The following is a 14,520-nucleotide window of genomic DNA, read 5'->3' on the forward strand; positions in this document are numbered from 1 at the left end:
GGTCAACGCCCCGGGGGCCGGGATTGTTCCCGACCGGCACGGTTCCGGGGTGCTCGCGCCGCGATGGCTGGTGACCTGTGGTCACTCGCCGTCGAGCAGCTCCGAGAGCACGTCGACGCGATTGGTGATGATACCATCCACGCCGCTGGCCAGCAGATTCTGCATGGTCACACGGTCATTGACCGTCCACACATGCACCTCGCACCCGACGCGATGGGCCGCGGCGATGTTGGCCGGGGTGGCCACCGGCAGACCCTTGTAGCTCAGGGGGACCTGGAGAGCACCGTACGGGGCGAGCAGGCGGCGGATGACCGCGTCGGGCGCCTCGACGGCGCGTGCGGCGTAGAACGAGGCGACGGTGCGGCGGGCCGGGCTGCGCACCGGCGTCACCCCGGTGGACGCGCGCACCGTGGCCACGGCCTTGCGCGCCACGGACTCGTCGAAACCGCCCAGGCAGATCCGGTGCGCACTGCGGGTGCGGGCGATCGCCGCAACAGCGGGCCCGATCGCCGAGGACGCCTTGATGTCGACGTTGACCGGGACGTCGACGAACGTTCCCAGCACGTCCTCGAGCATCGCCAGCGGCTCATCGCCGGCCAGGCGCACGGAGCCGGCCTCGTGGGCCGTCAGCTGGTCGATCCGGCGCGGGTCACCGGCGACCCGCTGCAGATCTTCGTCGTGGACGGTGAGAGCCAGTCCGTCGGCAGTGGCCCGTACGTCGGTCTCGAGCATGTCGGCTCCCGCATCCAGCGCAGCCTCGAAGGCACGCAGGGTGTTCTCTGCGCCGTCCGGCGCGAATCCACGGTGGGCGATGCGGCGCGGGCGCCGCCCGGGCAGGAACCGGGAGCCCGTCGCCCTGCGCCGGTCAGTGCTCCTGCTGGTCGATGAGGGCATCCTCTTCCTCCTCGTCGTGGCCCCGCCGCCGGGTCCGTTGCCGGAGGCGGGCGCGGTGGTCGCGGGTACGGTCGCGCTTGCTGTGGGCGGCCTCGTCGGTCCCGTCAGCCTCGTCGGCCTCGAGATCCTGCAGTGCACGCCGGGTGCGATAGATCAGGGCGGCGGGGAAGAGCAGGGCGAAGACCCACCACTGGACGGCATAGGAGAGGTGGGAGCCCAACGAGGTATCCGGGGAGGGGAGACTCTCCGGACGCTGTGCGGAGGGGCTCTCCGACACGAGCTCCCCGTAGGCCGCCCTGACCAGCGAGGTCCCGTCGCCAGGGAGGACCCCGGCGATCTGCGGCGGATTGACCGAATGCACCTGTCCCGGGGGCATCTCGCGGTCCAGGATCGGTTCGGCAGGGCGCAGCCGCACGGTGATCGTCCGCTCTCCCTCGGGCACCGGCGGCGGATCGGACGGGCTGGACTCCTCACTGTGCGATTCGACCCAGCCGCGCACGACGAGCAGCGAGGTGCCGTCGTCGGCGCGGAACGGGACCAGCTGCCAGAAACCGACATGCCCGGAGAGCTGGCGGTTGCGGACATACAGCACGCAGTCCGGTTCGGCGCAGTAGCTGCCGCGCATCTGCACCGGGGTCCAGTCCGCATCGGACGCCAGGGCGGCGTCGGGCTCCGGAAGCACCTGTTCGAGGGGGACCGGGGCGGCCTCGTAGTTCGTCTCGACCACGGCCGCCTGATCGCGGCGGTCCTCGAAGCGACTGTACTGCCAGAATCCCAGCGCCACACATATCGCCGCGGCGAGCACGACCACGACCAGGCCGATCAGGGTCTCGCGGCCGAGGAGCACGCGCCGGCGTGCCGACCCCCGGTTCATCCGGCCCAGAACGCGGACGCGCTGGCGCCCGCGGCTCCTTCCGCCCCGATCATGGCGTGCGACGACCCGGTCGCGCCGGGGAGATGCATCGCGCCGTCGAGATACCCGGGCGCCCCGGAGAGCATCTCCGGGAGGTCCTCGATCGCGAAGTCGACCAGCAGCACGAACATGACCGCGGTCAGTGCGGCCAGCACGAAGCCGAGCGCGGTGACGGTGATCGTCACTCCGAGGCGAAGCCGCGGGCGGTCCTTGACGGGCTTGGCGGGCGGGAACCCGTAGTCCTCCTGTTCGAGGTGGTTCTCGGCCCACATTCCCGGGTTGATCACCGAGACCGGATACGCCTCCACGCGCTGGCGCGGGCGAGCCCCGCTGGCCGGGACGTCCTCCGAGTCCTGCAGTGGAGCCTCATCCCTGCCGCTCTCCTTCCCGGTCAGCCACAAGCGCCATCCGGCCGGCACCGGCCCCCAGTCGGGCTGCGGCCGGAAGTCGGCCGGCGGGGTCCACTCCTCGTGGGGCGGCTCCGGCCAGTTCGGCGGAGGGTTGAAGCGCGTGCTCACGCAGGGACGTCCCAGGTGTATACGTCGGTGTAGTTGTTGTACTCGAGCTTCATGCCGCCGGCCCGCTTGGCATCGAAGAGGAGCTTGACGGTGTATTCCTCACCGGCCTGGAACTCGTAGGAGCTGTCGTAGTCGAGACCCGACTCGTCCAGCCCGTAACTCGCGGAGGCGGCGGAGATGTTGCCGCCGTACGGCGTGGTGACCGCGAGGCCGTAGCTCGGGAATTCCATGGCCCCTTCGGTGACAGTCATCTTCGCCGTCACGACGAGGTACTCACTGTTCTCGCCCGCCTCGACAGTGCCGCCGTACATGCTGGGGAGATCTTCGGGCGGAAGCCACTCCATGTCGACAGCGAGGGTTCCCGAACCGTTCTCGCCGGTGACTTCCTTCTCCTCGGCGTCGGAGCTGATGGTGGGAAGGGGAGTGGTCGGATCCGGGGATGCCGCCCCTCCGCCTTCCTCCTCCGTGGGGCTCTGCCCGTCCGTGGGGCTCTCCTGATCGGTGGCGGTCTCCTGCGACGACTCCTCGCTGGGGCTGCCGCCCGCATCTGGACCGGAGTCCCGGAGGCTGAAGAACGCGACGCCGGCGATGGCGGCGATCAGGGCGGCGATGAGGAACAGGACGATGCATCCGACCCACCAGAACCGGGCGATGACGCCCTTCTGGGGTTTCTCGCCCGGTGCTGTGGTCGCTGTCCAGCCAGAGCCGGTGTCGTCGCCCGGCGCACCACTCGCTGAACTCGGACCATAGCCCTGGTTCGGCGACGGCTGGCCGAAGCCCTGATCCGGCGAGGCCTGACCATAGCCCTGGCCCGGCGACGACTGACCGTAGCCCTGGCTCGGCGACGACTGACCGTAGCCCTGATCCGGCGAGGCCTGACCATAGCCCTGGCTCGGCGACGGCTGGCCGAAGCCATTGTCGGCACCACCCTGAGCAGGGCCGCTCTGGGCGCCGTATGCGGCGGCGCCACCGGCCAGTCCCGCTGCCGCGGCGGACCCGCCACCGTGGTCCTGCGAGGCTCCGCCCGTGCTGTCGCCGGCACCTGCGTAGGCATCATCGCCGGAGACGGGCCCGGCGCTCTCGTACGGCGTCTGCTGCGCCAGGTCCGAGTCGAGATCGGGGCCCGTGTACTCAGCGGTCTCGGAGCCCGACCCCGAGGACTCGCCCGCCTCCGGGCCCGTTCCGTCGTCCGTCGCGGATCCACCACCGGAGACGGCGTCGTCGGGCTGAGCGGAGCCCGCCACCCGCGTCGCGTCGTCGGCCGGATCCACCGGACCGCCGGCCTGGCCGGAGCCCGCCACCCGCGTCGCGTCGTCGTCTGAGCCCACCGGGCCGTACTGCGCACGGCGACCGCTCACCCGAGTGCCGTCATCGGGGGCTGTTCCCCCGGGCTGCTGGCCGGGAGCGGCGACACGAGTCGCGTCATCCTCCGCGCCAGCGCCGGTGTCGGCGGCGGGGGTGTTCTGCACGTCCTGATCGGCCGGCTCCACGGGCGGTTCCTCGAGAGACGCGGCCTCCTCGGGCTCCGGTGCGCCGGTTGCCGTCTCCGCGCCAGAAGCCTCCGGGCGCGAGTCCGCACCGGTACCGCCCCGCGCCGCATGGGCTCCCGAGCCGTCCGAGGCCGGTGCCGGCTCAGCGGCTCCGGTGGCGGGTCCCGAAGAGCCGACGCGGGAGGCGTCCTCGTCGAGTGGTGCCTCATCCTCCAGCGAGGCTCCTTCTTCGGGAGCGGATGCCTCCTGCTGGGATGCCGGAGCACCGCCGGCCGGTTCGCCCTGGCCCGAGGCCGCCTCACCCGGACCTGCTTCGATCCAGAAGTTCCACCCCTCGGGAGCGGGGCCCCACGACGGGTCCGGCTGCCATCCCGGCGGTGGGGTCCAGTTCGGGTCCTCGATCGGCCAGTTGGGCGGAGGGTTGAAGCGATATGCCATCTGGTAGCACCTTCCGGAGGCTGACGTTCCTGGACGGGCTTCCCCCGAGGATCCCGACACTGTCTCGCCCCGTATCGTAGAGCACGCCCGCCCCACGAGGCCTGCTGTCTCCAGTGGACGGGCCGTGCATGCCCACGACGCCTGCGGGGCAGCACTCCGCACGTCCTCTCAGCCGATTTCGCAGCAAGGAGCCACGATGACCGACGCCACCCCCGAGCCGCGCAGTGTCCTGATCACCGGTGGGAACCGGGGCATCGGACGATCCATCGCGGAGGAGTTCCTCCGCCGCGGCGACAAGGTGGCCGTGACCAGCAGGTCCGGTGAAGGCGGTCCTGATGGTGCCCTCACCGTCGGCGCCGACGTCACCGACGGCGACAGTCTCGATGCGGCGATCAAGGCCGCTGAGGAGGCTCACGGCCCCATCGAGGTGCTGGTGGCCAACGCCGGGATCACGGATGATCAGCTGCTGATGCGGATGAGTGACGACTCCTTCGAGTCGGTGCTGGACACGAACCTCACCGGTTCATTCCGCACCGTCAAGCGCGTCATCAAGTCCATGATCCGCAAGAAGAAGGGCCGCATCGTGCTGATCAGCTCCGTGGTGGGCCTGTACGGCTCTCCCGGACAGGTCAACTACGCGGCCTCGAAGTCGGGCCTCATCGGCATCGCCCGTGCGCTGACCCGTGAGCTCGGCTCCCGGGGCATCACGGCCAACGTGGTCGCCCCCGGCTACATCGACACCGAGATGACCCAGGCGCTGTCCGAGGACCAGCAGTCCACCTACCGTGCGGCGATCCCGGCGGGACGGTTCGCCGAGCCGGACGAGGTGGCCCGCGTGGTGGCCTTCGTCGCCAGCGACGACGCCGCCTACATCTCCGGCGCCGTGATCCCGGTCGACGGTGGTCTCGGCATGGGACACTGATCCGCATCCGGATCGACTGCAGACCCTCGAACAAAGGCGTGAACGTACCCCCATGTCATCCTCCGACCCCGACTCCCGCCTGCTGCTGCTGATGCGCCACGGCAAGGCGGACAGCGGTTCCGGACAACCGGACCATGAGCGACCGCTCGCCGAGCGGGGACGGTCCCAGGCGCGGCTGGTGGGGGAGTACCTCGAGTCGCAGAACGTCCGGGTCTCCCGCGTGCTGGTCTCGGACGCACTGCGCACGACGCAGACGTGGGACGCCGTGCGGGCCGCGATGCCCGACTTCGACGGCAAGGTCACCCTCCACGAGGACATCTACAGCGGCGGTGCGGGCGAGGTGCTCTCCCTGCTGCACGACGTCAAGGACAAGCATCCCGTGGTCATGGTCGTCGGGCATGAGCCGACGATGGCCTCGCTGGTCTCACTGCTGGCCGGCGACGACTCAGACCCGGGATCGGTCGCCCAGGCGCGCATCGGGATGCCCACCGGCGGAATGGGCGTCCTCTCGGGCGATCTGGCGCACTGGGATCAGCTCGAGGAGAAGACGCTGACGCTGCACACGATCGTGCGGCCCTGACCCTCAGCTCCGGGCGGCTGCCTCCAGGTGCGGCCACGCATCCAGCAACGACTCGCCGTTCAGGATCACGTCGGCCACCTCGCGCAGCGCCGGCTTCGCCCGGAACGCGATCCCGGTGCCCGCCGCCCGCAGCATCTCGCGGTCGTTGGCGCCGTCTCCCATCGCCACCACCCGCGAGACGGGGACCGCGTAGGTCGCGGCGAGCTGCTCGAGGGTGCGGCGCTTCGCGGCCCCGTCGATGATCGGCCCGGCCACGTTCCCGGTGAAGCGCCCCTGGACCGTCTCGAAGCGGTTGGCGAGCACGTGATCGACGCCGGCTGAGGCGGCCAGCTCGTCGATCACCTCGTGGAACCCGCCGGAGACGAGAGCGATCTTCCAGCCGGCGGTCTTCGCGCGGTCGACGAGCTCGAGCACTCCGGGCGTCGGCTCCAGCACGTCGCGCACCTGCGCGAGCACGGACTCGTCGAGTCCCTCGAGCAGCGCCACCCGCGCGCGCAGCGACTGGGAGAAATCGAGCTCTCCGCGCATCGCGGCGGCGGTGATCTCCTCGACCCGGTCGCGCACTCCCGCATGGTCGGCCACCAGCTCGATGACCTCCTGGGTCAGGAACGTCGAGTCGACATCGGAGACCAGGAGCCCGGCCACCTCGGTGGCCGGCGAGGCGTGCGTGGTCGGCGAGGCCTCCGCGCTCACGGCTCGATGACCGTTCCCTTGCCGATCACGGTGATCCCCGAGTCGGTGACGACCCAGCCGCGGGCGCGGTCGGCCTCCGGTTCCAGCCCGATCTGCGTGCGCGGCGGGACCACGATGTTCTTGTCGAGGATCGCGCGGTGGATCTGGCTGTGGCGGCCCACGGAGACACCGTCCATGATCACCGAGTCCGAGACCGTCGACCACGAATTCAGCCGCACCCCGGGCGAGACCACCGAGTTCGAGATCTGCGATCCGGAGACGACCACTCCAGGGGAGATGATCGAATCGACCGCGGTGCCCACGCGCCCCGGACCGGCGTGGACGAACTTCGCCGGCGGCACCGTGCGGTGACCGGTGAACGTCTGCCACGCGTCGTTGTACAGGTTGAACACCGGATGGATAGCGATCAGGTCCATGTGGGCGTCGTAGAACGCGTCCAGGGTCCCGACGTCGCGCCAGTAGTCACGGTCGCGGTCGGTGGAGCCGGGGACATCGTTGTGGATGAAGTCGTAGACGCCGGCCGCCTGCTGCTGGACGAAGTAGGGCACGATGTCGCCGCCCATGTCGTGCTTGCTGGAGTCGTCCTGCGCGTCCCGGGTGACGGCCTCGACCAGCGCGTCGGCGGTGAAGATGTAGTTGCCCATCGAGGCGAGGATGGAGCCGGGATCATCGGCGAGCCCCTCGGTCTGGGTCGGCTTCTCGACGAACGCCTTGATCGCCGTCGGGTCCGACGGGTCGGTCTCGATCACGCCGAACTGGTCGGACTGGTCGATGGGCTGACGGATCGCGGCGACCGTGCAGGGCCTGCCGGATTCGATGTGAGCATCGAGCATCTGGGAGAAGTCCATGCGATAGACATGGTCGGCGCCGACGACGACCACGTAATCCGGCTTCTCCTCGTGGATGAGGTTCAGGGACTGGTAGATCGCGTCGGAGGAGCCGCGGTACCAGTGCTTGCCCATACGCTGCTGCGCGGGCACGGGGGCGACGTAGTTGCCCAGCAGGGAGCTCATACGCCAGGTGGAGGCGATGTGCTTGTCCAGGGAGTGCGACTTGTACTGCGTCAGCACCACGATGCGCAGGTACCCGGAGTTGACGATGTTCGACAGGGCGAAGTCGATCAGACGATAGATGCCGCCGAAGGGTACGGCGGGCTTGGCCCGGTCGAGGGTCAGGGGCATCAGCCGCTTCCCCTCGCCGCCGGCGAGAACGATGGCGAGGACCTTCTTGGACGACATGGTGCGAGGATAGTCCAGACGTGGCAGCCATCACGCCGGGACCGGCACAATGGGACGCTCGAGGCGCTGGGCCCGAGCAGAGAGGGAGTCCGAGATGCGCGTGGATCTGCTCACCAAGGAGTATCCGCCGGAGGTGTACGGCGGCGCCGGGGTGCACGTGGCCGAGCTGACCCGGGTGCTGCGACCCCATATAGACGTCCGTGTGCGCGCATTCGGCGCCCAGCGGGACGAGCCCGGCACCTCCTCGTACGCCGCCCCTGTCGAGCTCGAGGGTGCCAACGCCTCCCTGACCACGCTGGGGACGGACCTGCTGATCGCAGCGGACTGCGCCGGGGCGGACCTGGTCCACTCCCACACCTGGTACGCCAACTTCGCCGGGCACATGGCCTCGCTGCTGCACGGCATGCCGCATGTGCTCTCCGCGCATTCGCTCGAGCCGCTGCGGCCGTGGAAGGCGGAGCAGCTCGGCGGCGGGTACCGGGTCAGCTCGTTCGCCGAGCGCACCGCCTACGAGGGCGCCGCCGGAGTAATCGCCGTCTCCGGCGGGATGCGTGAGGACATCCTGCGCGCCTACCCCACGGTCGACCCGGCACGGGTCCACGTGGTCCACAACGGGATCGACATCGAGCAGTGGGCGCCGAATCCGGAGACCTCCGCGCTGACCTCCCGCGGCATCGACCCGGAGGCGCCGACGATCGTGTTCGTCGGCCGCATCACCCGGCAGAAGGGGCTTCCCTACTTCCTGCGCGCGGTGCGCGGCCTGCCCGCCGATCACCAGGTGGTCCTGTGCGCCGGCGCGCCGGACACCGCAGAGATCGCCGCGGAGGTAGATGACCTGGTGAGCGAGCTCGCGGCGGAGCGGGGGAACGTCCATCTGATCTCCGAGCACCTGCCCCGCCATGAGCTCACCCAGGTCCTCACCCACGCGACCACCTTCGTGTGCCCGAGCGTGTACGAACCGCTGGGCATCGTGAATCTCGAGGCGATGGCCTGCGGCACCCCCGTGGTCGCCTCCGCCACCGGCGGGATCCCCGAGGTCGTGGCCGACGGGGAGACCGGGTACCTGGTGCCGATCGATCAGGTCAGCGACGGCACGGGCACCCCGGTCGACCCGGACCGCTTCGTCGCCGACCTCACCGAGGCACTGACCCGGATGCTCGCCGATCCTGCGCGAGCGAAGCAGATGGGGGAGGCCTCCCGCCGGCGCGCTGCGGAGCACTTCTCGTGGACCTCGATCGCCGAGCGCACGCTGGACGTCTACCGGTCTGTGCTCGCACAGCGGCGCTGAGGGCTGCTCTGGGCGGGCGGAGCGGACGGAGCGGTCGGTGTCTGTCTGGCCGCCCGACCGCCACGGCACCTCGGAGGGCGGCGACCGGTCGTGGTCAGCCCATCTCCGCGGCCACGATGCGCTCGACCGCTTCCACGAGCGCATCCCGGGCGACATCGTGGAGCTCGTCCAGCAGCCCGCGTCGTGCCAGGGCCTCCGAGAGATGCACGGTGTGGCCCGAGCCCTCGTCGATCTCCGAGCGGGTCAGGATCAGCGTGCGAGCCGCGAGCACCAGCAGGTGTGCCGCGCTGTCGTCGACATGGCGGGGGAGCGCGGTCGAGGTCCATGTCGGCGGTATCCGCGCGGACTCGACCGGTTCGTCGGGCACCAGGTCCAGGTCGATGCTCCCCTCGGCCACGCGGCGCATGGCGCGCAGCAGCTCCTCCCGGGCGTGCCCCGAGGTGGCGGCCGGGGGGACGTGTGAGCCCACGGGGGCGTCGAAACGCTCCCAGGTCACGGCGTGGACCATGCCGCCCGGATCGGTGACCGGGGCGACCGAGGGGATCAGGGTGTGATCGGCGATCCCGGCGCCGGTGACCACGATCGCCTGTTCGGATTCGAGGGCAGCCGGGAGAGCCGCCGGGGGGCCGACCAGGCCGGCGATACGGCCGGGCACGGGGAGCACCAGCCGCAGCTGCGCCAGGGGCAGCCGTCGCAGCCCGGTCATCCAGGTGAAGAGGTCCTCGCCGCCGTCCCCGGGCCCGCTGCGCCCGACGCCGTAGCTCATCTCGGCGGCGTCATCGGGGCCGAGGTCCCCGCGCAGGTAGGCGGAGGCCCACAGCATCAGCACGGCGGCGCGGGGCAGGGCGACGAGATCCCGGGCCGACGGTCCCGCCGCGCTCATGCGGCACCCTCCTGGAGGGGGACGAACACCGCGCGGCCCGCCGTCGCCTCGACGGACTCCAGCCGCACGCGGACGACCTCGCCCATCTCGACGTCCATCGGCACCCAGGCGGTGACCGGCGGGTCGGTCAGCTGGACCTCGACCCGGGTCGGCGTCGCGGTGCCGCCGTCGCCGGATTCGCTCGCCTCCCGGCGCTCGATCACGGCGGCCTCGAACGTCTCGCCCTCGAAAGCCGCCAGCGCCGCGGTCTCGACCAGGTCGATCGCCCGCCGTTCCAGCTCGCCCGCCGTCGAGCCCGTGCGGCGCATCGCATCGGGGATCTGCCCGAGGGCGGCGAGCAGCTCCGGTTCCGGCCGACGCCCCTGGACATGCGCGTGGCACACCAGCAGCACGAAGCGGTCCACCAGCCGGCGCAGCGGCGCCGTGGTGTGTGCGTACGGGGCGGCGATCGCGGCCTGGGCAGGATCCTCGGGGATCTCCTCCCTGCTCGTGAAGGCCGCGTAGTCGGCGCCGCGGAACAGGGAGGTGGCCTGGTTCAGCAGAGCGAGGTGGGCCGGTTCGCGCCAGTCCAGGGAGCGCAGGTACTCCCCGTAGGCCTGGTCGTGGCGCCAGGGGACGCCGAGGATCTCGCTCTGGCGCCGGAAGCGATCGATTGCCCGCTGCTGTGCCGGTGGCATGGTGCGCAGGATCCCCGCGCCGTGCTCCAGCATCAGCTGGGCAGCGGCCATCCCGGTCATCAGCGAGATCTGTGCGTTGGCGTCCTCGATGGGGCGGGGGCGGCGCCAGGTCAGTCGTACCCGGTCGCCCTCGGCGATGATCTCCTGCTCGGGCACGTTCAGGCTCGCACCTCCGCGGTCCGCCTCGCGCTGGGCGCGCAGCTCGCCGATCTCCTCCAGCAGGGTCATCATGGGGTGGCCCGTGCCCTGGTCGAGATCGTCCTGGACCCGGTCGTAGCTGAGCTTCTCGATCGACCGCACCCGCGAACGCTCCAGGTCGATGCGCTGGATCTCGCCGTCGGCATCGAGATCGAGCACCCAGACGAAAGCCGGCGTGCTCTGCCCGGGAAGCAGCGAGGCGGCGCCCTCGGAGCGCACCTCGGGGTGCAACGGGATCCGACGATCGGGGAGATAGACGGTCTCCCCGCGGCGCCGCGCCTCGTGATCGAGCGGACTGTCGAGCTCGACGAACGCGGGCACGTCGGCGATGGCGTACAGCACCCGGAAACCCTCGCCCCGGCGTTCGAGATGCATCGCCTGGTCGAGGTCCGTGGAGCTTTCCGGATCCAGGGTCACGAACGGGACACCGGTGCGGTCGGTGCGCTCGGCGCCGGCGATGTCGCGGGCCGCTGCGCGCTCCGCGTCGGCCAGAACGTCGGCGGGGAACTCCAGGGACAGGTCCTCGCCGTAGGTGCTGAGCAGGGCGTCGATGCCCTCGCGGATCACATCGGCCGCGACCGACCCTCGCGGGGCGTGCACAGAGACGGGGCGGTGCGGCACATCGACCTCCTGGACCGGCGGTTCGGGCGCGGTCAGTCTAGAGGTCACGCGCGCTCCATACGCGGCCGCGGATCGGGCGCGATCCTCGAGGGTGCGAGCGCGTGCACGTGCCCATGCATGAGGGGCGGCACGTGAGCACTCCGACGTCTCGAACCGGCGCCGGCGCGTCACGTGGGCGCGGATCCGGACGATAGGCTCGGACCATGGCCGTCGCAGCAGCTTCACTGACCGATGTCGTCGTCCGCCGCTCGGGACACAACATTCTCGACTCCCTCTCCCTGGACATCGCCGAGGGCGAGCGCTGGGCGGTCCTGGGGCCCAACGGCGCCGGGAAGTCGACCCTGATCCTCCTGCTCGCCGCGCGCATGCACCCCACCAGCGGCACGGTGCGGATCATCGGCGAACAGCTCGGCAAGGTCGACATCTTCGAACTGCGCCCGATGATCGGGCTGGCCAGCCAGGAGCTGGCCGACACCATCCCGGCGGACGAGACCGCGCAGAACGTCGTGGTCACCGCGGGATACGGGGTCGTAGGCCGGTGGCGCGAAGCCTACGACGACATCGACCTCCAGCGTGCCCGCACCCTGCTGGCCGCGTTCGGCGTCGGTGACCTCGCCGAGCGCATGTTCGGCACGCTGTCCACGGGGGAGCGCAAGCGCGTCCTGGCGGCGCGTGCCCTCATGACCGACCCCGAGCTGCTGCTGCTGGACGAGCCCGCCGCGGGCCTGGATCTCGGCGGCCGGGAATCGCTGGTGCGCACACTCGGCCGCCTGGCGAAGGACCCCGCCACGCCGGTGACCGTACTGGTCACCCACCACGTCGAGGAGATTCCGCCCGGCTACACCCACCTGGCGCTGCTCCGCGACGGCGGCCTCGTCGCCGCCGGCCCGATCGAAGAGACCCTGACGTCCGCGAACCTCACGCGCACCTTCGGGCTGCCCCTGGTGGCCGAGCAGCACGGGGACCGCTTCACCGCGCGCTCCCTGTCGCTGGACTGACCCCGCTGTGCCCGACCCGCAGCTGCACCGGATCACCGATCTCTCGGATCCGGCGCTGGATGACTACCTGCGCATGACCGACGTGCGGCTGCGCTCGCGCGTGGAGGTCGAGCGCGGCCTGTTCATGGCCGAGAGCTATGAGGTGATCTCGCGCGCGATCGAGGCAGGCATGCGGCCGCGCTCGTTCCTCATGAGCGAGAAGTGGCTGGAGCGGTTCGCCCCGCTGTACACGCGCTTCCCCGACGCTGCCGTGTTCGTGGGCGAGGAGGCGCTGATCGAGCAGCTGACCGGGTTCCATCTCCACCGCGGGGCCCTGGCCTCGATGCAGCGCCCGCAGCTGCCCCGCACCGCCGACGTGCTGGCCACGGCCCGCACCGTCGCCGTGCTCGAGGACATCGTCGACCACACCAACGTGGGAGCGATGTTCCGCTCCGCCGCCGCCCTCGGCGTCGACGCGGTGCTGGTCTCCCCGCGCTGCGCCGACCCGCTCTACCGCCGGTCCATCCGCGTCTCGATGGGCACCGTGTTCCAGGTGCCGTGGACGCGCCTGGGAGCCTGGCCGCATGCGCCGCACCCACCAGGGGAGGACGTGCCGCACGACGGCGTCGACCTGCTGCACGATGCCGGTTTCGACGTCCTCGCGCTGGCGCTCACCGACAGCGCGGTCGCGCTGGACCAGGTCGACCTGCGTGGCGGCCGCAAGGTCGCGTTCGTCCTCGGGGCGGAAGGGCACGGCCTGAGGACGGCAACGCTGAAGGCGGCCGACGAGCACGTGGTGATCCCGATGGCCGGAGGCGTCGACTCACTGAACGTCGCAGCGGCCAGCGCGGTCGTGTTCTGGCAGCGGCGAGCAGCTCTCGCGGCGCCCGGAGAGGATCACGCCTCTAGTACCGCGTGAATTCCGCGAAACCGTGGGAACTGGGGACGAATTCCCACGGTTCCACGGATCTTGCGTGCTGGTGATCGCTGCCCGCGCCTCAGGGATTCGCGTCGCAGGGAATGGCGCGTCTCAGAGCGTGATCTGCAGCTTCACGTCCGTCGGCCGTCCTTCGAGGAACCGTTCGAAGGCCTGCACGGAGTCCTCGAAGCCGAAGGACTCCGAGACGAAGCGGCTGAGGTCCACGGCATCGCTCGCGGCGAGGTCGATCGCCTTCTGGTACACGTTGGCGTAGCGGAACACCGTCTCGATCGAGACGCCTCGGCTCTGCGCGGTGGCGATGTCGAAGGGCACCGGGTCGACCGGCATGCCCACCAGCACGATCCGGCCGCCGGGCGCCGGCAGGGACCAGAGGTTCTTGTAGGCAGGGCCGGCGCCGGAGGCCTCGAAGACGACCTGAGGTCCCCATCCGCCGGTCTCCGCGCGCACCCGCTCCCCGAGGTCCTCCTGGGTGGCGTCGACGGGGACGATGCCCTCCAGTCCGTCGAGCAGCTCGAGCTTCTGGGGCTGGACATCGCTGATGAACACACGGCTGGCGCCGCCGGCGCGTGCAGCCAGAGCGGTCATGATCCCGATGGTGCCGCTGCCCACGATCGCGGCGACATCACCCGGAGCGATGCCGGCCTTGGTGGCGGCGAACATTCCCACGGAGAACGGCTCGATGAGCGCGCCCTCGGCGAAGCTCAGGGATTCGGGGAGCTTGTACGTGTACGACGCGGGGTGGACGACCTCATCGGTCAGGCACCCGTCGACCGGAGGAGTGGCCCAGAACCGGACCCCGGGATCGACGTTGTAGTTGCCCTCGCGCACGGCCCGCGAGGAAGGATCCGGCACGCCGGGCTCCATCGCCACGCGATCACCGGGGGAGAGGTGGGTGACGCCCTCGCCGACCTCGACCACGGTGCCGGCCCCCTCGTGGCCCAGCACCATGGGCTCCTTGACGACGAACGGGCCGATCTTGCCGTCGGTCCAATAGTGCACGTCAGAGGCGCAGATCCCGACCGTGTGCATCGCGATGCGAACCTCACCGGGCCCCGGCGACCCGGCGGGCTCGACCTCCTCGATGGACATGCGGTTCTTCTCCTGCAGCACCAGTGCGCGCATGAGCGGTCCTCTCCGTGGGGGTACGTCGGTGGGCTTGGACTCATCATCGCAAAGAGTCCGGCCGGCGGCCGCGAGTGCCCAGCGCCGTCTGTCGGACCCTCCTGCGAGTCTTCGCACTGTTGTTCGAT

At 70.7% G+C, this 14,520-nt stretch carries 14 protein-coding genes; 5 read left to right on the forward strand and 9 right to left on the reverse strand.

Annotated elements, in window-relative coordinates; all coding sequences use genetic code 11:
* Nucleotides 1–81 precede the first annotated feature (81 nt).
* The 4 genes from AC5020_RS03460 to AC5020_RS03475 are packed head-to-tail and all read right to left on the reverse strand — an operon-like array spanning nt 82 to nt 4,253.
* A complete protein-coding gene (locus AC5020_RS03460) occupies nt 82–894 on the reverse strand; it encodes a glycerophosphodiester phosphodiesterase family protein (protein ID WP_377793928.1) in 813 nt (270 codons plus the stop codon).
* Nucleotides 866–1,768, reverse strand: coding sequence for an SURF1 family cytochrome oxidase biogenesis protein (locus tag AC5020_RS03465; protein ID WP_464987229.1), 903 nt, complete (start codon nt 1,766–1,768; stop codon nt 866–868). Before AC5020_RS03465 ends, AC5020_RS03460 begins: the two co-directional genes overlap by 29 nt.
* Complete coding sequence (locus AC5020_RS03470; RefSeq protein WP_464987230.1) at nt 1,765–2,325, reverse strand: hypothetical protein; 561 nt, start codon at nt 2,323–2,325, stop codon at nt 1,765–1,767. The genes AC5020_RS03465 and AC5020_RS03470 overlap by 4 nt, the downstream gene beginning before the upstream one ends.
* A complete protein-coding gene (locus AC5020_RS03475) occupies nt 2,322–4,253 on the reverse strand; it encodes a DNA polymerase III subunit gamma/tau domain-containing protein (RefSeq protein WP_464987231.1) in 1,932 nt (643 codons plus the stop codon). Before AC5020_RS03475 ends, AC5020_RS03470 begins: the two co-directional genes overlap by 4 nt.
* Before the next feature lie 196 nt (nt 4,254–4,449).
* On the opposite strand from AC5020_RS03475, the gene AC5020_RS03480 reads away from it, so the two are divergent.
* A complete protein-coding gene (locus tag AC5020_RS03480) occupies nt 4,450–5,175 on the forward strand; it encodes a beta-ketoacyl-ACP reductase (protein ID WP_377017032.1) in 726 nt (241 codons plus the stop codon).
* Between the two features lie 52 nt (nt 5,176–5,227).
* The gene (gene sixA, locus AC5020_RS03485; protein ID WP_377017034.1) at nt 5,228–5,755 is read left to right on the forward strand and encodes a phosphohistidine phosphatase SixA; all 528 of its coding nucleotides are present in this window, start codon (nt 5,228–5,230) and stop codon (nt 5,753–5,755) included.
* Nucleotides 5,756–5,758: 3 nt separating this feature from the next.
* On the opposite strand, the gene serB is transcribed toward sixA, so the two are convergent.
* Nucleotides 5,759–6,448 (reverse strand): phosphoserine phosphatase SerB, encoded by a 690-nt coding sequence (gene serB / locus AC5020_RS03490; protein ID WP_464987232.1) that lies wholly within the window; start codon nt 6,446–6,448, stop codon nt 5,759–5,761.
* Entirely contained in the window at nt 6,445–7,686 is a 1,242-nt protein-coding gene (glgC, locus tag AC5020_RS03495) for a glucose-1-phosphate adenylyltransferase (RefSeq protein ID WP_464987233.1), read from the reverse strand. Before glgC ends, serB begins: the two co-directional genes overlap by 4 nt.
* A 49-nt stretch (nt 7,687–7,735) precedes the next feature.
* Between glgC and glgA the strand changes: the two genes are divergently transcribed.
* Nucleotides 7,736–8,974, forward strand: a complete 1,239-nt coding sequence (glgA, locus tag AC5020_RS03500) for a glycogen synthase (protein ID WP_464987234.1) — start codon at nt 7,736–7,738, stop codon at nt 8,972–8,974.
* A 94-nt stretch (nt 8,975–9,068) separates the two neighbouring features.
* On the opposite strand, the gene AC5020_RS03505 is transcribed toward glgA, so the two are convergent.
* Both AC5020_RS03505 and AC5020_RS03510 read right to left on the reverse strand, forming a co-directional pair.
* Complete coding sequence (locus AC5020_RS03505; RefSeq protein WP_464987235.1) at nt 9,069–9,857, reverse strand: Rv1486c family protein; 789 nt, start codon at nt 9,855–9,857, stop codon at nt 9,069–9,071.
* A complete protein-coding gene (locus AC5020_RS03510) occupies nt 9,854–11,401 on the reverse strand; it encodes an RNB domain-containing ribonuclease (RefSeq protein WP_464987236.1) in 1,548 nt (515 codons plus the stop codon). Before AC5020_RS03510 ends, AC5020_RS03505 begins: the two co-directional genes overlap by 4 nt.
* Before the next feature lie 155 nt (nt 11,402–11,556).
* Between AC5020_RS03510 and AC5020_RS03515 the strand changes: the two genes are divergently transcribed.
* Together AC5020_RS03515 and AC5020_RS03520 are read left to right on the forward strand one after the other, a co-directional pair.
* Nucleotides 11,557–12,351 (forward strand): ABC transporter ATP-binding protein, encoded by a 795-nt coding sequence (locus tag AC5020_RS03515; RefSeq protein ID WP_464987237.1) that lies wholly within the window; start codon nt 11,557–11,559, stop codon nt 12,349–12,351.
* Between the two features lie 73 nt (nt 12,352–12,424).
* Nucleotides 12,425–13,249 (forward strand): TrmH family RNA methyltransferase, encoded by an 825-nt coding sequence (locus tag AC5020_RS03520; RefSeq protein ID WP_464987250.1) that lies wholly within the window; start codon nt 12,425–12,427, stop codon nt 13,247–13,249.
* A 111-nt stretch (nt 13,250–13,360) separates the two neighbouring features.
* Here AC5020_RS03520 and AC5020_RS03525 read toward each other — a convergent pair whose 3' ends face one another.
* A complete protein-coding gene (locus AC5020_RS03525) occupies nt 13,361–14,392 on the reverse strand; it encodes an NAD(P)-dependent alcohol dehydrogenase (protein WP_464987238.1) in 1,032 nt (343 codons plus the stop codon).
* Nucleotides 14,393–14,520: the final 128 nt, after the last annotated feature.

This window comes from Brachybacterium sp. SYSU DS0246 (assembly GCF_059391765.1).